General features: G+C 53.1%; 19 protein-coding genes. 6 read left to right on the top strand and 13 right to left on the bottom strand.

Translation table 11 applies throughout. The annotated features are described in order from the left end of the window. Positions 1 to 29 precede the first annotated feature (29 nt). The 11 genes from K7H09_RS05535 to K7H09_RS05485 all read right to left on the bottom strand — a co-directional run bounded on the left by K7H09_RS05535 (position 30) and on the right by K7H09_RS05485 (position 11,459). Positions 30 to 824, bottom strand: coding sequence for an IclR family transcriptional regulator (locus tag K7H09_RS05535; protein WP_009287709.1), 795 nt, complete (start codon positions 822 to 824; stop codon positions 30 to 32). Positions 825 to 885: 61 nt separating this feature from the next. Further along, on the bottom strand, positions 886 to 1,638 hold the full coding sequence (gene kduD, locus K7H09_RS05530; RefSeq protein ID WP_009287710.1) for a 2-dehydro-3-deoxy-D-gluconate 5-dehydrogenase KduD: 753 nt from the start codon (positions 1,636 to 1,638) through the stop codon (positions 886 to 888). Positions 1,639 to 1,662: 24 nt separating this feature from the next. Beyond that, on the bottom strand, positions 1,663 to 2,493 hold the full coding sequence (gene kduI / locus K7H09_RS05525; protein ID WP_009287711.1) for a 5-dehydro-4-deoxy-D-glucuronate isomerase: 831 nt from the start codon (positions 2,491 to 2,493) through the stop codon (positions 1,663 to 1,665). A gap of 33 nt (positions 2,494 to 2,526) precedes the next feature. Continuing rightward, positions 2,527 to 3,801 (bottom strand): TRAP transporter large permease, encoded by a 1,275-nt coding sequence (locus K7H09_RS05520; RefSeq protein ID WP_230803958.1) that lies wholly within the window; start codon positions 3,799 to 3,801, stop codon positions 2,527 to 2,529. Further along, a complete protein-coding gene (locus K7H09_RS05515) occupies positions 3,798 to 4,340 on the bottom strand; it encodes a TRAP transporter small permease (RefSeq protein ID WP_027959017.1) in 543 nt (180 codons plus the stop codon). The genes K7H09_RS05520 and K7H09_RS05515 overlap by 4 nt, the downstream gene beginning before the upstream one ends. Next, the gene (locus K7H09_RS05510) at positions 4,340 to 5,338 is read right to left on the bottom strand and encodes a TRAP transporter substrate-binding protein (protein ID WP_230803954.1); all 999 of its coding nucleotides are present in this window, start codon (positions 5,336 to 5,338) and stop codon (positions 4,340 to 4,342) included. The genes K7H09_RS05515 and K7H09_RS05510 overlap by 1 nt, the downstream gene beginning before the upstream one ends. A gap of 285 nt (positions 5,339 to 5,623) precedes the next feature. Beyond that, positions 5,624 to 6,289 carry an HAD family hydrolase gene (locus K7H09_RS05505; RefSeq protein ID WP_041158001.1) on the bottom strand — a complete coding sequence of 222 codons (666 nt, stop codon included), beginning with the start codon at positions 6,287 to 6,289 and terminating at the stop codon, positions 5,624 to 5,626. After that, positions 6,286 to 7,260 carry a 2-hydroxyacid dehydrogenase gene (locus K7H09_RS05500; protein ID WP_230803952.1) on the bottom strand — a complete coding sequence of 325 codons (975 nt, stop codon included), beginning with the start codon at positions 7,258 to 7,260 and terminating at the stop codon, positions 6,286 to 6,288. Before K7H09_RS05500 ends, K7H09_RS05505 begins: the two co-directional genes overlap by 4 nt. A 78-nt stretch (positions 7,261 to 7,338) precedes the next feature. Beyond that, the gene (locus K7H09_RS05495) at positions 7,339 to 8,322 is read right to left on the bottom strand and encodes a sugar kinase (protein ID WP_230803945.1); all 984 of its coding nucleotides are present in this window, start codon (positions 8,320 to 8,322) and stop codon (positions 7,339 to 7,341) included. 246 nt (positions 8,323 to 8,568) lie between these two features. Beyond that, positions 8,569 to 9,585, bottom strand: a complete 1,017-nt coding sequence (locus K7H09_RS05490) for a LacI family DNA-binding transcriptional regulator (RefSeq protein ID WP_230803942.1) — start codon at positions 9,583 to 9,585, stop codon at positions 8,569 to 8,571. A 134-nt stretch (positions 9,586 to 9,719) separates the two neighbouring features. Then, positions 9,720 to 11,459 (bottom strand): HD domain-containing phosphohydrolase, encoded by a 1,740-nt coding sequence (locus K7H09_RS05485; RefSeq protein ID WP_230803936.1) that lies wholly within the window; start codon positions 11,457 to 11,459, stop codon positions 9,720 to 9,722. Between the two features lie 280 nt (positions 11,460 to 11,739). On the opposite strand from K7H09_RS05485, the gene K7H09_RS05480 reads away from it, so the two are divergent. Next, complete coding sequence (locus K7H09_RS05480; protein ID WP_041158005.1) at positions 11,740 to 12,579, top strand: methyltransferase domain-containing protein; 840 nt, start codon at positions 11,740 to 11,742, stop codon at positions 12,577 to 12,579. Further along, positions 12,576 to 13,580 (top strand): methyltransferase, encoded by a 1,005-nt coding sequence (locus K7H09_RS05475; RefSeq protein WP_230803911.1) that lies wholly within the window; start codon positions 12,576 to 12,578, stop codon positions 13,578 to 13,580. Before K7H09_RS05480 ends, K7H09_RS05475 begins: the two co-directional genes overlap by 4 nt. 23 nt (positions 13,581 to 13,603) lie before the next feature. On the opposite strand, the gene K7H09_RS05470 is transcribed toward K7H09_RS05475, so the two are convergent. Beyond that, positions 13,604 to 14,359 (bottom strand): FadR/GntR family transcriptional regulator, encoded by a 756-nt coding sequence (locus tag K7H09_RS05470; RefSeq protein WP_022524026.1) that lies wholly within the window; start codon positions 14,357 to 14,359, stop codon positions 13,604 to 13,606. A gap of 247 nt (positions 14,360 to 14,606) precedes the next feature. On the opposite strand from K7H09_RS05470, the gene K7H09_RS05465 reads away from it, so the two are divergent. From K7H09_RS05465 to K7H09_RS05450, 4 genes are all read left to right on the top strand, one after another. Beyond that, positions 14,607 to 15,347: an SDR family oxidoreductase gene (locus K7H09_RS05465; protein WP_230803909.1), complete on the top strand. Its 741-nt coding sequence runs from the start codon at positions 14,607 to 14,609 to the stop codon at positions 15,345 to 15,347. Between the two features lie 22 nt (positions 15,348 to 15,369). Then, positions 15,370 to 16,212 (top strand): fumarylacetoacetate hydrolase family protein, encoded by an 843-nt coding sequence (locus K7H09_RS05460; RefSeq protein ID WP_230803907.1) that lies wholly within the window; start codon positions 15,370 to 15,372, stop codon positions 16,210 to 16,212. Between the two features lie 23 nt (positions 16,213 to 16,235). Continuing rightward, entirely contained in the window at positions 16,236 to 17,258 is a 1,023-nt protein-coding gene (locus K7H09_RS05455) for a zinc-binding alcohol dehydrogenase family protein (protein WP_230803905.1), read from the top strand. Between the two features lie 117 nt (positions 17,259 to 17,375). Next, entirely contained in the window at positions 17,376 to 18,104 is a 729-nt protein-coding gene (locus K7H09_RS05450; protein ID WP_022524022.1) for an SIMPL domain-containing protein, read from the top strand. 28 nt (positions 18,105 to 18,132) lie between these two features. Here K7H09_RS05450 and greB read toward each other — a convergent pair whose 3' ends face one another. Continuing rightward, the gene (gene greB / locus K7H09_RS05445) at positions 18,133 to 18,663 is read right to left on the bottom strand and encodes a transcription elongation factor GreB (protein WP_180090652.1); all 531 of its coding nucleotides are present in this window, start codon (positions 18,661 to 18,663) and stop codon (positions 18,133 to 18,135) included. Between the last annotated feature and the right edge of the window lie 78 nt (positions 18,664 to 18,741).

Genomic DNA, 18,741 nt, shown 5'->3' with positions numbered 1-18,741 from the left:
ATTGAGAAAACCGTTATAGAGAACATCATTTAGCTCGTCGTACCTGCTGGTAGGCGCCCACCAATAGCCAGTGTCAGGGCGTCTGCCAGCTCCCCTAGCTGTTCCCGGCAGCGGTCGATGCTGGGAACTTCCCGATGCATCGCTTCTGGAATCAGAGTGAGATAAGGGATGGTGATAACGGCTTCGATAACGTCATGAACCCCAAAGACAGGGAAGCTGATATTGGTTAACCCTTGGACTTGAGGGCTTGGCCCCACGTGGTAGCCCTGCTGGCGAATCGGATCAAATAGCGCCCGCGTTCGGTCAACCTCTTGTTGCGTTGCATCGCTGGCGGCGAGAATGCGCTCCCGGCGTGGCTCATCCAGAAAGGCCAGCATGACGGCCCCAGAACCGGAGCCGCATATATCGATGTTGGCCCCCAGGCGCAGCCCAAAGCCCATCTTGTCGGGGTTTTCGTACTGGGCCACTACCAATAGATGGCCAGGACGAGCAACGCTAAGATGACACGACTGGGAGATTTCATGGCACAGCTCTTCCATGCGCGGTAGTGCGGCCTGTACTAACCGCTTGGTGGGCGGGAAGCGGTGGGCCATCTCAAACATCTTTAGCGTTAGCTGATAGCGGCTACCGCTATCATCCATGCTGACGTAGCCACGATCTCGCAGCACCATCAGCATGCGGTACATCTCATTGGTTTTACGGCCGATCTGTTCGGCAATCGCTTGGGTGCTTAGCGGCTGGGGAGATTGGGCAAGCAGCTCCAAAATATCCAACCCTTTCTCTAAGGCAGGGGCGTGGTACTGCGTTTCAGCCTTCTCCTTCATTCAAGCTCCCTTACGTGATTGCCAATCGCTCGTTGATCGTGGCGTTAACCAAAACGCTTGGTTAGCGTGCCAGCCAGCCGCCGTCTACCGCCAGGGTATGTCCATGCACGTAGCGGGCGGCATCGGAGCATAAGAATATCACAGCGCCGGCTAAGTCTTCTGGCGTGCCCCAGCGTCCGGCGGGGATTCGGCCAAGAATTTCAGCATGGCGCTGGGGATCGTCGCGCAATGCTTGGGTGTTGTCGGTGGCCATATAGCCAGGGGCGATGCCATTAACGTTGATGTCATGGCCCGCCCACTCATTGGCGAGCAGGCGCGTTAAGCCGAGAATGCCGCTTTTGCTGGTGGTGTAGGAGGGCACGCGAATGCCGCCCTGAAACGACAGTAATGAAGCGATATTGACGATCTTGCCCGGCGCTTTGCGCTCGATAAGGTGTTTGGCAACCTGCTGTGCGAGAAAGAAAGCGGCTTTTAAGTTAACGTCAATGACGTCATCCCAATCTTGCTCTGAAAATTCAACGGCTGCTGCCCGGCGAATAATCCCCGCATTGTTGACCAGGATATCCACCTTGCCCGCTTGCGCGATCGCCTGTGAGACAATCTCGCTAGGCGCTTGGCTGCCCAGCTCCGCCGTAATGTCGTAAAACTGGCGCCCTAGGGCCTCGACCTGCTGGCGGGTGTCATCAGCAGGGCTGCGGTTGACCCCCACGATATCGGCACCCGCCTGTGCCAGTGCAATGGCAATTCCCTGGCCCAACCCTTTGTTGCAACCCGTCACCATGGCAACTTGTCCGTTCAGCGAAAATAGCTTCATTGGTCACTCTCCCTGGGTAGTGGTTTAGCGCAGCTCTTTAGAAGCGATAAAGTCCATATCATCGTAGGTCAGGTTTTCACCGCACATACCCCAAATAAAGGTGTAGCGGCGAGTGCCAAAGCCGCAGTGAATCGACCAGCTGGGGTGAATCACGGCTTGTTCGTTGGCAACCACGATATGCCGGGTCTCTTGGGGTTCACCACACAGGTGGAACACCACATCGTCTTCACTCAAGTCAAAGTAGAAGTACACTTCCATGCGCCGTTCGTGGGTATGGCAGGGCATGGTGTTCCACATACTGCCGGGCTCTAACTGGGTAAGCCCCATGGAGAGCTGGCAGGTATCCAGTACATCGGTATGTAGGTACTTATTAATGGTACGCACATTTCCGGTTTCGGGGTCGCCAAGGGTGGTGGGCGAGGCATCTTCCGGGCGGATATGGCGAAGCTGGTAACGTACATGGGCAGGCGTTGAGTTGATATAAAAGCGCGCAGGCTTGGTCGCATCGAGGCTCTCAAAGCTGACTTCACGGCTCTCTTTGGGAATATACAAGCCGTGGTGGGTGCCCAGCTCGACCGTTTCACCGTCGACAGTAATGCGCCCGGGCGCGCCAATGTTGATAACGCCCATTTCCCGCCGCTCTAGAAAATAGTCAACGCCAAGTTCTTTGCCACCGCTCAGGGTAAGCGGTGAATCAGTGGGTACCGCGCCACCGACAATAATGCGGTCAACGTGGCTGTAGGTTAGCGACAGTTGCCCAGGCTCCATAATCTTGGTGACCAGCATTTTGTCACGCAGGCCCTGGGTATCGAGGGTTTTAAAATGATCGCTATGAAGCGCTTGGCGAATATCCATATGAATTTCCTTTAATAGTAAAAGTAAATGGGCTCACGAGAACAGCGTGAGCGGCCACAGGGTGATAGCCGGAAAGACAATGACCAGCAGTATCACCAGGAGATTTGCGAGCAGGAACGGCAGGGCGCCGCGGAAAATACGCCCAATCGAGAGGCCAGTGATGGATGAGCAGACGTTCAGGCACATGCCCACCGGCGGCGTGACCAAGCCAATAGCCAAGCCACTGATCAACAGGACACCAAACTGCACAGGTGAAATATTGGCCAGGGCAAGCACCGGCAGCACCACTGGGGTAATCAGCAAAATCGCGGGGGTCACATCAATAAAGGTGCCGATCAGTAGCACGGCAGCTGCAATCACCAGCAGAAGCAATATCGGGGTAAGATCCAGCCCGCCTAAAAAGCCTGCCAACAGCTGGGGAATCTGCTCCATCGAGAGAATCCACACGTACAGCTGGCTCATGGCAATAATGATCATCACCGTTGCGCTGGTCATTACGGCAGAGCGAAACAGTGCGGGCAGTTCACGCAGTTTGAGGCTTTTAAATACCACCAAGGCCAGAATCAGCGCATAGCCCACGCCTAACGCGGCAGACTCAGTGGCCGTAGCGACACCGCCGACCACCGCACCCACTACAAACAGAGGAATTAATAGCGCGAGTACCGCACGCTGAATCACCTGACGGCGCTGTTGAGGGTTTAATCCTGCGTGGGCACGGGGGTAGCCTTGACGACCGGCCATTAGCGCAATGATGCCCATCATCAGCAGGCCAATGAGTAGACCGGGGATAAGGCTCGCCATAAACATGGTGCCAATAGACTGCTGGGCGGTAACGGCGTAGATCACCATGGGCACACTGGGAGGAATGATCATGCCCATGGTGGAAGAGGCCACGGTAATGCCGCTGGCGGTTTCGACGCTGTATCCCTTGCGTGCCATCTCCGGAATCATGGCGGAACCCACCGACGCCGTATCAGACACAGAAGAGCCCGATATGCCGCCAAAGATCATTGATGTCGAAATATTGACGTGCCCCAGCCCACCTGGAAAACGGCCTACCAACATCAAACAGAAGTCGATCAAGCGAGCGGTAATGCCTGAGGCGTTCATCACCAGCCCCATCAAAATGAACAGCGGCAGGGCAATCATGGTGTACAGATCCATACCGGACAGTACCCGCTGGGGCAGCACGCCAATCAAGCCTGGTTGCATGATCAAAAAGTAAACCAACCCCGAAAGCCCTAGCGAGTAGGCGATGGGTACCCCAATCAGCAACAGCACCATCAGGCTAACAAGCAGTAAAATCATGCCTGGCCCTCCTGCGCGTCTTCTCGTTGAGCGGAGGGCCGCTCGCCACCCATTAGCACCGCCAAAGAAAATAGAATGACCAGTAGCGCGCCAATGGGGACACTGATTTGCACTACCCAATTAGGCACATCCAGCACGGCGGAGCGGAAACGACCCACTTGCCCAATCCAGCTGATACTGAGCCATGCCAAATAGCCATTGAATAACATCACAAGACAGTGGCGTAAGCGGTTCAGCCAGACGGCTATTGCCGAAGGCAGTGCATCCACAAGCACGCTGATACGGATATGCTCGCCGCGCAAAATGGCGACCGATGCCCCCAGTGCGGTGGAATACACAAATAGAAAGCGCATCACTTCTTCAGCACCGGCAAAGCCAATGCTGAATACGTAGCGCAGTATCACCAGTGCCAAGCAGAGCAGGAAAACCGCCGCAATTAATGCGGCGATCAGATTTTCCAGCAGGCTAGCGAAGCGGCGCATTACCCGCATCAAGGCGGTATCTTCCGCCATCGGCTGCGCCAGTGGAGGTGGATTCATTACTCCAGTACCTCGGCTTGATCAGTCAGGGCGAGCACTTGCTCTAACTGCTCCTGGCTAAAGTCACCACGCTCAACAAAGTGCTCCCAGACAGGAACGACGGCATCTACAAAACCTTGGCGGTGTTCGTCGGCGATGTCATTAATGCTCATGTGCTCGCCAAGGGTTTCGAGGTAGTTGGCTTCGGAGGCTAGCCAAATTTCGTTGGAGCGCGTCATCGTCTCCTGAGCGACGTCGTCGACGATCATCTGCAACTCTTCAGGTAGCTGGTCGTACCACTGGGCGCTGATAAAGAAGGGGTCAGGATGGATTTGCCAGTTCAGTAATGACATGTACTCCTGAGCTTCATGGAATTTCATATCGGCGATATTGGAGGACGGGTTTTCTTGCCCATCGACCACGCCTGTGCGTAGCGCCATATAGGTTTCGGTGTAAGGCACTTGCTGGGGGGAGGCTCCCAGCGCTTCAAACGCCCGCAGCGTGGGAGCCAGTGGCGGGGTGCGAATCTTCAAGCCACGGAGGTCATCAACTTGATTAACGGCGCGAACGTTATTGGTTAACTGGCGCATACCGCCTGCAACGCCGGTCACCGGTATATGCAGCTGGCTTTCACGTGCGCCTTCATTAATGGCCTGGCCAAGCTCGCCCTCCATTACGTCAATAGCCTGCTCCGGCGTGGTGAACAGGAACGGCATGGTATAGATCAGGTAGGCGGGGTTAGCTTGGGCAAACAAACCACCGCGATAGCCCTGAATAAGCCCCATTTGAACTTGCTGAAGTACGTCCTCCTCCTTCCCCAGGGTGCCATTGAAATAGAGTTCGACGGCGATACGCCCATCACTGCGCTCTTCAAGCGCTTCTTTGAAGTAGCGCATGGACTCAGAACGCGGCGCCTCATCGGTTTGCGAATGAGCATACTTGAAGGTGAAATCGGCAGCTTGGAGCGACGTGGTGAAGCCAATAGCGAGGCTGGCCATCATTAAGTGGGTTAGGCGCATGGAAGGTTCTCCGTTTTATTGTGATGTTCTTGTTGCGATGCGATAGCTGTTTCTCAAATATAAAATCTGTTTTTATATTTGATGTGAGGCCAAGCTTAACGTCATTCCTGCATAGGTCAATGCTTGGGCTATGCGACATTGGTCGCGATGCATATTTTCAGTACAGAGTGAGGGGGTTATAAGCACGCAGGCGGTGTCGTCGGCAGGCACGGGAAACATGCCTGTCGAGGGCGGGCGTTGGAGAGTTGATTAGCGGCGGTTAATCAGTTAACCAAGCAACCGCGATCAGAAGTGTAGGCGCGCAATGGCGGTGGGAAGCTCGCTGGCGTGGTGGATACCAATCGCCCCTTCGGGGGTGAGTTCTTCATTAGGGAAGTGGTTGAGGTGAATCACGTGCATGCCCGCCGCTAGCCCCGCTTCCACACCCACCGCCGCGTCATCGATCACCACGCACTGCTGAGGAGCATGGCCCATAGCGGCGGCAGCTTTACGGTACAGCTCGGGGTCGGGTTTCCAGACATTGAGGGTATAGGCGCTAAAGAGCTTGTCAGCAAAGTGATGGCCTAGTTCGGTGCTTTCCAGCGCACAGCGAATTTTGCGCTCGGGGCCATTAGAGACCACGGCCTTGGGGTGGCTACTTAACTGTTCCAGTGCGGCGACCATACCAGGAATCGCCACCAGCTCGGCACGCATACGGGCTTCCATACGCGCCCGCATACCTGCCTCAAGCTGGGAAAATGCATCTTCTGCTAATGTTTGAAAACGCTTTTCCAGGGTTTGGACGATCGTCTGGAAACGCACCCCGCGAAATTCATCCATATACTGACGCGCTGAAAAGGGTAAGCCGAATTCGGGAAGAATATCCCCCATCACCTCGGCAAGCAGTATTTCGCTATCCACCAAGGTGCCATCGCAATCGAACAGTAAGCACAGGGGCGTGGCAGGCTTCATTGATAGGTTTCCTCGTTGACTAAGCTAATTGGCCGCTCACCCGGGAGTGCTAGACGAATATTATCCACCGCTCGCTGGGCCATGGCGTCGCGGGTCTCATGGGTAGCAGAGCCGATATGCGGCAGGGCGACCACATTGGGCATCTTCGTCAGCGGTGACGCAGCGCGTAGTGGCTCCTGCTCAAATACATCCAGCCCTGCTGCTTGAATAACGCTGGTTTCCAAGGCGTGTATTAAGGCGCTTTCATCGACGACTTTGCCGCGGGCGATATTGATAAAAATGCCTGAAGGCTTCATCAGCGCAAACTCTTGGGTACCGATCAAATGCTCGGTCTCGGCGGTAAGCGGCACAGTGACACAGACGAAATCGGCTTCAGCCAATAGCTCGTTGAGTTCGCGGCGCTGCGCACCAAGCTCACTCTCTAAATCGGGCTTGGGTGAAGCGTTGGAGTAGAGCACCTGCATACCAAAGCCCAGGGCTCCGCGCCTGGCAACGGCTTGACCGATGCGCCCAAACCCCACCATGCCTAGGGTTTTACCATGCACATCGCTGCCAAACAGTGCCGGGCCAATGCTGGCTTGCCATTTGTCCGCTTTGACCCACTCGGCTAGTTCAACCACCCGGCGCGCCGCGGCCATGATCAACGCAAAGCCGGTGTCGGCAGTGGTTTCGGTAAGCACATCAGGCGTATTGCACAGCATAATGCCGCGCTTAGTAAGTTCATCAACAGGGATGTTGTCGTAGCCAACAGAGATGGTCGCTATGACTTTCAAGTTGGGCGCTGCGTCCAGCAACTGGGGGGTAATGGCTAAGCCGGAACCGATAATGCCGTGTGTCTCCGCTAATAGAGCGCGATTTTCAGGGGCATCAAGCGAGCTGGTTTTCGGCAACACATCCACTTCAAACAAATCGCTAAGTTCAGTCTGTTGAGCGTCGCTGAGTCGTCCTTGAATCACTAGACGTTTTTTCATTGTTATCTCCATGGTGAAAAGCCTGTTATCTAAAACCTGTTATTTAAAACCTGCTATTTAAAAAATAGTGTGTGGCGATTAGCCAATGGGTTGGTCGACTTCAAGCGCTAGTAGTTGCTCGCGATTAGGCAGACCTTCCATATCACCCACTACCTGGATGGCTTGGGCGCCAATGAGGTTGCCGCGTTGGGCGGCTTGACGCGCCGTTCTTCCGTCAAGCAGAGCGCTAATGACACCGACGGCGAAGCCATCGCCTGCACCTACGGTATCCACCACCTCAGCAACGTGGCAACCGGCCACTGTAAAGCTCTCTTCTTGCCCATCCAGGTTGCCACGGTAATAGCTACCTTCGGGGCCCAGCTTGATGATCACAGCCGAGGCACCTTGATCCAGATAATAGCCTGCTATGTCGTAAGGCGTCTTCTGCCCGGTGAGAAGCTGGCCCTCTGAAAGCCCAGGCAACACCCAGTCGGCGCGGCTGGCGAGTTCATTAAGGGTCGACCGCATAACGTTTTCGCTAGGCCAAAGTGACGGCCGCAAATTGGGGTCAAAGGAAATACTAGCGCCGTGGGCGCGGGCCCCTTCCATCAAATGATGGCTAAGTTGGCAGGCGCTTTCAGATAACGCTGGGGTAATGCCCGTCGCGTGAAGGTGGTTAAGTGCCTGAAAGTCGACATCCCGGGCGTCCTCAATAGTGAGATGGCTGGCGGCACTGCCACGTCTAAAATATTCAACTCGCGGGTCGGCGCCGTTCTGGGCACGTTCTTTAAAGAGCAGCCCGGTGGGGTGCTGTGCATCGGCGTGAATATAGCGATCATCGATACCTTCCGCTGTTAATGCCGCCTGAATAAACCCTCCAAAGCTATCGGTTCCCACTCGACTTAACCAGCCCACGTGGAAACCCAGCCTGGAGAGGCCGATAGCGACATTATTATCGGCGCCTGCCAAGCGGCGGTGGAAACGATCAATGTTGGATAAGTCGCCTGGTGAATCAGCGACAAACATAGCCATGGCTTCGCCGAAGGTGAGAATTTCTGGTGGGTTAGAGAAGGAGTGGGGCATAGTCAGTAATCTCTTCGAGTTGTTCATTATCATCCAATGGGAACGATACCATTTTTGTGGCAATTTTTTAGCACCGACTAAAAAAATTAGGGAACCTCTGATTTACGTAATGAGCGCAGGCCAGACAAGGCAAAAATCAACGAAAAAGCGGAGTTTACGGGTTGTAAATGAGCATTTTGATCGGACTCGCGCACGAGGTGATTTTTAACGCCGTATGGCCAAGCGCAATAGTTAATCAGAGGTTTCTTAGTGTTGGGTAGAACCTCGTTCAATCAGAGTAGGTGAAAAACTCAGCGCCGCTGGCATTGATGATACGTGGGGAGCAATGCGATGCATCAAGCATTGAACAGCCGTTTTACCCATTGCATCGGTGGGTTGGGCAAGCGTGGTAATGCCGGGAGAGATCAAAGCGCACCAATCGAGTTCATCAATCCCCATCAAGCCTACCTTGCCAAGCAGTAAGTCCAACTGCTGAAACAGGCGGGTCACGGTTAGGGTGGCAGTGCCATTGCCGCACAAGACAGCGCAAGCGTGCTGTTGGTGGGCGGCTAAAAAGTCGCTTAATTCTTGAAGCGTTGCAGTGCCATCTGAGTTAGCAAGCAGGGAGGATGAATGAATAAGCCCCAACTGCTCGGCAGTGTGGTTAAAGCGGGCCAAGCGTTTTTGTCGGGTGCTTGACTGCTGGGGAGCTTCGCTGACATACAGCACGGCCTGGTAGCCCTGATCGGCCAAGTGTTCTAGCGCCATATCGACCGCCAGATGATTATCGAGTCCAACCACCTCCGCTTCCACATGATCGACTTCGCGGTCTAGCAGCACAATGGGTGTCCCCTGGCTGATGAAAGTATGTAGTTGGCGTTCAGGGCTGCCGGATGCATTTACCACGAGACCTTCCACCTGATAGGCACCCAACAGGTCTAAATGCTGGCGCTCCTGTTCTGGGTCGTTATCAGTATTACATACTACCAATGAGTAGCCGTATTGGCGGCACGCTTGCTCTACACCATGTGTGATAGCCACTGAAAATGGGTTGCGGATATCTGCCACCAACATACCTAACAATTTAGAGCGACCACCTTTTAACCCGCGTGCCATTTGATTTGGCTGGTAGCCAAGGGTACCTGCCGCATGGGCGATGCGCGCTTGAAGTGAGGGCGAGAGCCGATCACGCTCTTCGCCAAAATAGCGCGATACGCTGGTTTTAGAGGCACCAGCGAGGCGGGCTACTTCAAGAATGGTGGAACGGCGCGGTGTAGGTGGCATAGTGTACTTTAAAATAGAGTGCTTAAATAAATAGCGTTTTGCGTTAAAGTGTCTTCCGTTACATTGTGATTAACGGAATGAAAGTAGCTCAATTTTGGGTGTTTGCTAGGCCAAAAGCAACGGCGTGCGAGCCGCTAAGGGTGATTGGCCATATGAATATTGTAGTCTGTGGGGTTCACCGTGCCCTCAAGACGTCCAATTTGAGTAAAGTCATTATTTTCAAGAACCGTGTCAATAGATGTGTCTCTAAAGGAGAGATTTTTAATAACGTTAACTTTACACGGCATTCCCTTTGCATCTACATCCATTATCCATGCTAAGAAACCGTTTGAGAACTTTGCTAAGCTACCGATAGGGTATAAGCCAAAGTGTTGGATATACTCTACAAGTAATGACTTTTCATAAATAGTTGGGCAGTTATTAACCCAGCGGTAGGCATCAAGAGGTTGCCGCGGATGCTGACCATTTCGCTCATGGGTTAATTTATTGATTATTTTAATAACACTGATTAGTCGAACACGCTCGGATAACTCTGCAGCCTGCTTTCCAGCTGGATAGCCGCTGCCATCGAGCCGTTCGTTGGCATTGAGGATAATGTCATGGCAGGCTGGGCTGGCGACCCAGCCCAGTGCTGTTAGCTTGTTATTCAGTGCAACAACATGTTCTTTGAGTAGCTCGGCTTGCGATGGAGATATGCGAATTTTAAGTGAGGGGAGCTGTTCGCTAATCAGCAGTGGTTTACCCATGGTGTGTAGTAGGGCGCCCGCCACTGTTTCCCGTGTCTGTGACGCGTATGGGTCACGACTGATCAGGATCATTGCTAGCTGGCTACTCACTTGTATGGCATGGCGCACCCACTCGGGTTCATCATGCAAAAAAGCCAGTGCATACTGAAGCCCCCTTCGGTCTTGAGTGACCATATAAAGAAGGCTGTCGACACACTCATAGAGGCTCTCTTCTGGAAATAAATCCTTGTTTTTAGTAAACATTAACATGACTTGTAGCTGGTGAGCGACTTCAAGAACACCGCGTAACAGAGGAGATCGTTGGCTACTCTTGGTTTGATCATGCTCTTCTTTGTGCTGCATTTTCTTCTCTTTGGCATCTGCGATGAAAAGCCGTGACTTAGCTCGAGAGGAGCTATCCTGTATACCTGAGCGAAAAGCAGCTTCGAACTCAGATTCCGATACATAATGGAAAAGAGTCTCAGTCATCGTGGCTGACATATTAATAAACTCAATACCTATAGCCGCATAGTCATGGCTCCCAAAAGGTCGCATATGACAAATACGTCCTTGAGTGTTGAATATTTCTCCGTTTGGAAACTCGAGAGTGACCTCCGGCAGTACCTGATTAATGCTAAGAGCCATGCTATCTTCCAGTCTGACATACACCATGCAGCCACCTACTGAAAGGTTACGCACTTTACCTTCCACGTTGAGCTCATGGGCAAATACTTCCAAGTGCACACGTGCGTGCATACCCAGAATGAAGGGTACACGCAAAGCTCTTCGATTATCGGAGGAAAAAATAGAGCCGGGAAGCTGGCACTCTAAATGGTAAGTGCAGGTATCTATTTTAATGACGTGTGCCGGCACTTGTTCAATATTATAAATTTCTTCTTCTATACCTGGCGTAGGATGGGAAGCTTCTATGTCAAAGCAAATGGTGTCGTTTTGCAAATAAGGAGAAAGCGAGCTACCTGTGTAATGTATCGCTAACGTTATTTTACCACTGTCCAATTCTATCTTAATAGCCTTCGCCTCTATGGCGTAGGCCGCTTCTTTTGAAAAAATAGAAATAGTATGTTCTTTTTTTAGCAAAGACCGTATTATTTGCCCAGTGGTATTTTGGTTCGCCGTATTGATAATCATATAAAACCCACCGTATTTATTTTGTTATAATTAATATCGACTTGGTGGTGACTGCTATATGCTTCTATTGCTTGTCACTCCTACCATGATAGGACATTTTTCCTGTGTCGATTAGCTATTATTTCGCTCCAGTTTGCAAACCTATTTATATCGATTTTAAGAGTCATTTGTAATGATTTGATAATTTTTGTTTATGTTTGATGCAGACCAGGCCGCCATTCGGCCGGGTAGGGATAATCAGGTAAACTGCACGCTTTCTTTATACAGCGATGCTCGCGGCATGCCCTCAAACCCTAAATCACTCCATTCTCAATCGAGCAGCTATGAATTAACGCCGTCTGGCGATCGCTATTTCGATGGCCTGGCCGAGAAATTCTCCCGTTCGCTCTATCAGGCACCCCGGGGCGAGCTGCGTCTCGCAATGCTCGACTACCTGCTACCGGAAATGCTGAATCTAGAGGGGCAGTGCGTGCTGGACGTGGGCGGTGGCCTGGGCCAGCAGGCGGCATGGTTTGCTGAGCGGGGGCACGATGTCACGATGACTGAACCCTCAGCAGATATGTTGAGCTACGCCAAAACCTGGCACCGGGACGTTAAAACGTTACCGGAAGAGGCTATTACTTATCTGCAGGCGCCGCTACAACTGTTAACAGAACAAGCTCCTGGCCCATGGCCGCTTATTACCTGCCATGCAGTGTTGGAGTGGTTGGGCGACCCGCAAGCAGCACTGGCTACCTTGAGTCATTTATTGACACCGGGTGGCCAGCTTAGCTTGATGGTGTTTAATCGCGATGCACTGCGCTTTTCCAACGCGGTCAAAGGCAATCTTGAGAAGGCGTTGAGCGACCGCTTAGCGGGGAAGGGCAAGCGACAACGATTGACGCCTATTTCGCCTGTTAGTCATGCCGAGGTTGAGCAGTGGAGTGCAGATAACGGCTTAGTGATAGATGCAGTCGCCGGTATCCGCGTTTTTCAAGATTACTTGCGCCACCCTCCCGCCACGCCAGTAGAAACTGAAACGCTGCTGGCGCTGGAAAAAAAGTATTGTCGCCATGACCCCCATTGGCGCTTAGGCCGCTACCTACTTTATACATTAATTAAACCGGAGATCGTTGAATGAGTGCCCAAGCCCCAGCGTGCCAACTGTTAGAGCGGCAAAAAGATAACTATGTAGCGCTGTGGGTCATTGGCCCGCCAGTCGATAGCTGGCTTATTGATCAATCGACGGGTGTGGTCAGTGGCGATTTTGACGTGCTGCGTGAGTGGCAGGCTAAAGGCAAACAGGCCCGAGCGCCTTTTGACTTAGCAGCGGGTGAGCCATTCGGCAAAGAGATGGTGCTGTTTTGGCCGAAGGCGCATCAGTTAGGTATTTGGTGGCTCAAGTGGTTATGTGGGCAGCTACCTGAAGGCACACCCATTGAAATTGTCGGCGAGCATCAAGGTGGCATTAAACGCGTTCCCAAGATGCTGGAAGAGCTGGGGATGCCTTGGGATAAGCGCGACAACGCCCGGCGCTGTTCACTCTTTGCCACCCAAACCGTGGCATTGGATTCGACTAGCGATAGCGCTTGGCAGCAATTCGAGACATTAGGACTGACGCTGAACAGCCACCCGGGCGTATTTGGCCACGGCAAAGTCGATGAAGGAACGCTGTTACTGTTGGGAAGCATTGAGAATAGCTTGCCGAAAAAACCGCTCAAAGTGCTGGATATGGGCTGTGGCGATGGGATTATTAGCGCTTGGTTGGCCCAGCGTGGCCATCATGTGACCGCGGTGGACGTCAGCGCTTTTGCGGTAGAGGCGTGTAAGCGCACCTTGGCGGCGAATGGGCTAGAGGGGCGGGTACTCTGCAGTGATGTATTCAGTGCACTTGAAGGTGAGCAGTTTGACTGGATTGTTAGCAACCCGCCTTTCCATAAAGAGCGTGATATCAGTTATGGCCCTAGCCAGCGTTTGATCAGCGCAGCGCCAGAGCATCTCAATGCGGGCGGGCGGTTAATCCTGGTGGCAAATGGCTTTTTGCCCTATCCAGACCACTTGCAGCGGGCATTTCAAGACTTCCAGACCCTGGCGGATAATCGCCGCTTCAAGGTTTACGGTGCGATTAAGTTACAGCGCTAGGTCTACGGCATTTGATGAGGTACTTACTCAGCAAAGAAAACATTAAGTACGTGATCCAGATGCACTTCCATGGCACGACGAGCAGCCGCCGGGTCACGTTCTTCAATGGCTTCAACGATGCGCTTATGGTCATCCTGGGAGCGCTGCGGCATATCTGTTTCCATAAAGAGTTCCTGGAGTCGACGAAACATGGCGCCGTACTTGTGGCCAAGCAGATGCTTGATGACAAGTGCGTAGGCCGCGTTGCCTGAGGCCTCAGCAATACGAATATGCAGTAATCGATCTCCGGCGCAGTTGCGCCCGCCATTGGCGTTGTCAGACACATTCCGCTCAAATGCCAAACGGATCGCTTTCATATCCTCTTCAGTGGCGTTCATGGCTGCTAACGCGGCAATTTCCGGTTCCAGATAGCGGCGCGTCTGGAGAAGTGAAAAGGGCGGGATCTCTTCGTCCAGATTGAGCTCAATTTCGCTCTCGAACTCTGGGTCTATTGCCCAGGGCTCGGTTCGAGCGGCTGCGCGCATCACCGACTCCATTGGAGTGGCGCGCGATTCAAGCACCACGACACCATGGCCGACTCGAACAGCTACCTGCCCAACCACTTCGAGAGCAATCAAGGCCTCTCTCACTGAAGCCCGACTAACGCCAAGAGCTTGGGCAAGCTCTCGCTCGGGGGGTAACAGCGTTCCTGGGGGAAACTCACCATCATTGATTAACTGCTGTAATTGATCAGCAATCTGGCGATAGAGGCGCTGCGAGCGGATGGTTTGAATCGGCATTCGTGGTGTTTCCTATCCGTTTCACTGGTGTTTTTAGACTAAAGTTGATGGCTACTAAAGTTTATTCCCAAAAGCTGCTATTTGGCCTTTTGAGGCTTGTCAGGGTCAAAGTTTCTCGCTCATACTCGGCTCATTGGTCAGGCCATTAGGTGTCTGGATGATTTGGCCTAATGTATGTTCCCATTCTTTTCAAGGTCGTGCCACAGCTTTTAGGGGCGCGCCTTAGCCGTTAGGGATGTGCAATAACATGAGACTCAAGAACAAAACTGCACTGATCACCGCCGCTGCAAACGGCATTGGGCGTGCTAGCGTCGAGCGCTTTGTTGCCGAGGGTGCACGCGTATTCGCGACAGATATCGATATTGCCAGCTTAGAAGGGATACCGGGTGTTGAAGCTTATCGCCTGGACGTCACGGATAGCCAAGCGATCCACCATTTAGCTGCTTCACTACCGACCTTGGATGTACTGTTTAACTGCGCCGGTATGGTGGCAGGTGGCAGCGTACTCGAATGCGACGAGGCCACTTGGCAGCGATCGATGGATCTGAATGTCACTTCAATGTTTCATACCTTGCAGGCTTTTTTACCGGGCATGTTGGCAAAAGAGAGTGGCAGTATCATCAACATGGCTTCCCTGGCATCTAGCATTAAAGGAGTTGCTAATCGCTGCGCTTACGGTACCTCTAAAGCCGCGGTGATCGGACTGACCAAGTCTGTCGCCGCGGACTTTATGACCCAGGGAATTCGCTGCAATGCGATCTGCCCTGGCACCGTTGAGTCTCCCTCTCTCAAACAACGTATTGCTGAGCAGGCACGTAAAGAGGGGCGCAGCGATGCAGAGGTGCTAGCCTCTTTTATTGCCCGTCAGCCAATGGGTAGGCTGGGGCGAGTGGAGGAAGTGGCTGCGCTGGCGGCTTTCCTGGCTTGTGATGAATCGCAGTTTATTACCGGCACCACGCAATTGATCGACGGTGGTTGGGCTAACTGATTACTTCAGAAGGAATAACAATATGAAACTTTTACGCTTTGGAACGACGGGACAGGAAAAGCCGGGCATTCTCGATAGTCAGGGTAAGGTGCGTGATCTGTCCGCTCTCGTTAGCGATGTTGCCGGTGATGTATTGAGCGACGAAGGGTTGCAGAAACTTCGCGATGTGGATCTCTCTATATTGCCAGAGGTCGCGGCTGATGTACGTCTGGGGCCTTGTGTTGGTCAGGTGGGCAAGTTTATTTGTATTGGTCTCAACTACTCCGATCACGCAGCAGAAACCGGCGCCGAGGTTCCCCCCGAGCCGGTCATTTTCAATAAGTGGACAAGCGCTATCTGTGGTCCCAATGACAATGTGGAGATCCCCCGTGGCTCCAAAAAGACCGATTGGGAAGTCGAGCTGGGGGTAATTATTGGAAAGGGTGGTCGTTACATTGATGAAGCCGAGGCGATGTCACATGTGGCGGGGTTTTGCGTGGTTAATGATGTGTCTGAACGCGAGTTTCAGTTGGAGCGCAGTGGTACTTGGGACAAGGGCAAAGGCTGCGATACGTTTGGCCCCTTGGGGCCCTGGTTAGTTACCCGTGATGAGATTGCTGACCCACACCAGTTAGGTATGTGGCTTGAGGTAGACGGCCAGCGTTACCAGGACGGCAATACGCGCACCATGGTGTATCAAGTGCCTTTTCTGATCAGTTACTTGAGCCGTTTTATGAGTTTGCAGCCTGGCGATGTTATCTCCACCGGCACACCTCCCGGTGTGGGTATGGGCCAGAAGCCCGCCGTTTACCTTCGTGATGGACAGCAAATGCGTTTAGGTATTGAGGGCTTAGGTGTGCAGCGGCAGCGGGTCGTTCAGGCCTAAACATAACGAGGAGAAGCGCGCTTATGGAAGTGCTTGTCTGTTCAAAGCCGCAACATCTGGAGCTGCGTCACGCTGCTAAACCAGAGTGTGCCTCTGGGCATGCCGTGGTACGGATACTCCGTATCGGTATCTGCGGAACGGATATTCATGCGTATGGTGGCAATCAACCCTATTTTGAATATCCCAGGGTGTTAGGCCATGAGCTTGCCGGTGAGATAGTCGAAGTCGCTGATGACCATGACCAGCACTTACTGGGCAAGCAGGTTTATGTCATACCCTACCTGCATTGTGGTGAATGCCGTGCCTGCCAGCAGCATAAAACCAACTGCTGCCAGAACATGCAGGTTATTGGCGTACATCAAGATGGTGGCATGGCGGAGTACCTGGCCGTACCTACCACTCACTTAGTGGTATCTGAAACCCTTAGCATCGATCAATTGGCCCTGGTGGAGTGCATGGCAATTGGTGCTCACGCTGTAAGGCGTAGCGTGCTACAAGCGGATGAATTAGCCGTCATCGTGGGTGCGGGGCCTATTGGTATGGGCGTACTCCAGGTCGCTAAAAGCCAGGGTGCGCGTACCTTGATGGTGGATACCAATCCATCACGTCTGGCTTTTTGCCGTGACGTACTGGGTGCCGATGCGGTGGCGAACCCTCAGGAAGTGGAAGTGGCTGCACAGATCAGCAAGCTAAATGGCGGTGCGTTAGCAGATGTGGTGTTTGATGCCACAGGGAGCCCTCGTGCTATGGAGGCTGGGTTCGATCTGGTGGGGCATGGCGGTTGCTATGTTCTGGTGAGTATAGTCAAAGCAGACATTACCTTCAGTGATCCTGATTTCCACAAGAAAGAGTTGACCTTGATCGGCAGCCGTAATGCCACTCGGGAAGACTTTGATAGTGTGGTGTCACTGATGGATAGTGGGGACATCAATGCTGAAGCAATGATTACCCACCGTGCTTACCTTGCTGACGTGCCTGCCCAGATGCCCCAGTGGTGTGACCCCGCTAATCAGGTTATCAAGGCCATGATATCGATTGATCATTAACACTTCTGCATCGTTTCCTCAAACTTGCCACATTCAGCCGCCGACGAATTTACCGGTAAGGTCTATTATGCAAATTAAGAAGTCGTTAATTTAACGGTATGAGTAGGAGTGGCAGCAATGGCGGGAAATATTCGAAATACGGCGGTACTGGGAAGTGCCGTTCTGTTGGGCGGGCTGCTGGCGCTTGGGCTGGTATGGAGCGGTAGTTATATCAAGGGCGCCGCAGAAGTATGGCAGCAGTCGTCACGTAGCGTCACGGTGCGCGGCTTAGCCGAGCGAGAAGTGCCGGCGGATTTGGTGCTGTGGCCGTTCAATTACAGTGTCAGCGCTAATAGCTTGAGTGACCTTGAGCAGCAGTTGTCCAGTGACGAGCAGGCAATTCGCGATTTTCTGGAGGCCCAGGGGTTTGCATCAGAGCATGTTAGCTCCACTCCGCCGCGGATTACCGACCAATATAGCAATCAGTACGGTGGTCAGCGCCCGGATGAGCGCTATCGCGCCGAAGCAACACTGCTACTGCGCTCCCCCGATGTCGAGGGCGTGATCGAGGCAATCCCCAATGCGACTTCACTGGTGCGGGAGGGCGTATTGCTCTCGCCCAGCTACGAATACCGCACGGAGTTTCTATTTACCGGACTTGATGCGATCAAGCCTGAAATGATTGCGGCGGCCACTGCGGATGCGCGTAACGCCGCACAGCAGTTTGCCGAAGATTCCGGTAGCCAAGTGGGCCAGATTCGTCAGGCGACCCAGGGCTACTTCTCCATCGAGGACTTGGACAGCTACACGCCGCAAACCAAACGTGTTCGCGTTGTCACCACGGTGGACTACTCCTTACAAGATTAGGCCCTAGGCGGCGTTAATGGCGCAGGGATTAGCCAGTGTAATCAATGGCGGTGATGGTATAAAACGTATCACCGTTAGGCGTGAGCACTTTTGCTTCATCACCCACCTGTTTACCGAGCAGTGCTTTAGCCATAGGTGCATCGATACTGATCCAGCGCTTTTTGGTGTCGATTTCATCGTGGCCAACGATCCTGAGATGCACCTCACCGCCATTTTCATCCTCCAGGCTTACATAAGCGCCGAAAAACACCTTGCTGGTATCGGCTGGCAGGCGGTCTACGATTTGCAGTTCGTCCAAGCGTTTCGTCAGGTAAGTAATCCGGGCGATAACGCGGTTCAGCTCTTTCTTGTTATAGGTGTAATCGGCGTTTTCACTGCGGTCGCCCTGGGCGGCTGCTTCGCCGACTTTTGCTGAAATATCCGGGCGTTTAACCCGCGATAGGTGATCCAAGATAGCGCGCAAGCGAGCCGCCCCTTCTGGGGTAATCAGATTGCTCTTAGGGGCTTGACGCGGATCTTTGGCTGGATCGCGCCAGCGGGTCATGTTGCGGCCTTTCATTACCTATTCCCCATCGTGTTTCGAGCTACCCACCTTACGTTAATTGCGCGAAGCAACCAAGCAGCATGCTACTGGTAA

It is taken from the genome of Halomonas sp. IOP_14 (assembly GCF_021021315.1).
In the GTDB taxonomy this organism is placed as follows: Bacteria; Pseudomonadota; Gammaproteobacteria; order Pseudomonadales; family Halomonadaceae; genus Vreelandella; species Vreelandella titanicae.
This window is presented reverse-complemented; position numbering and strand designations above follow the sequence as displayed.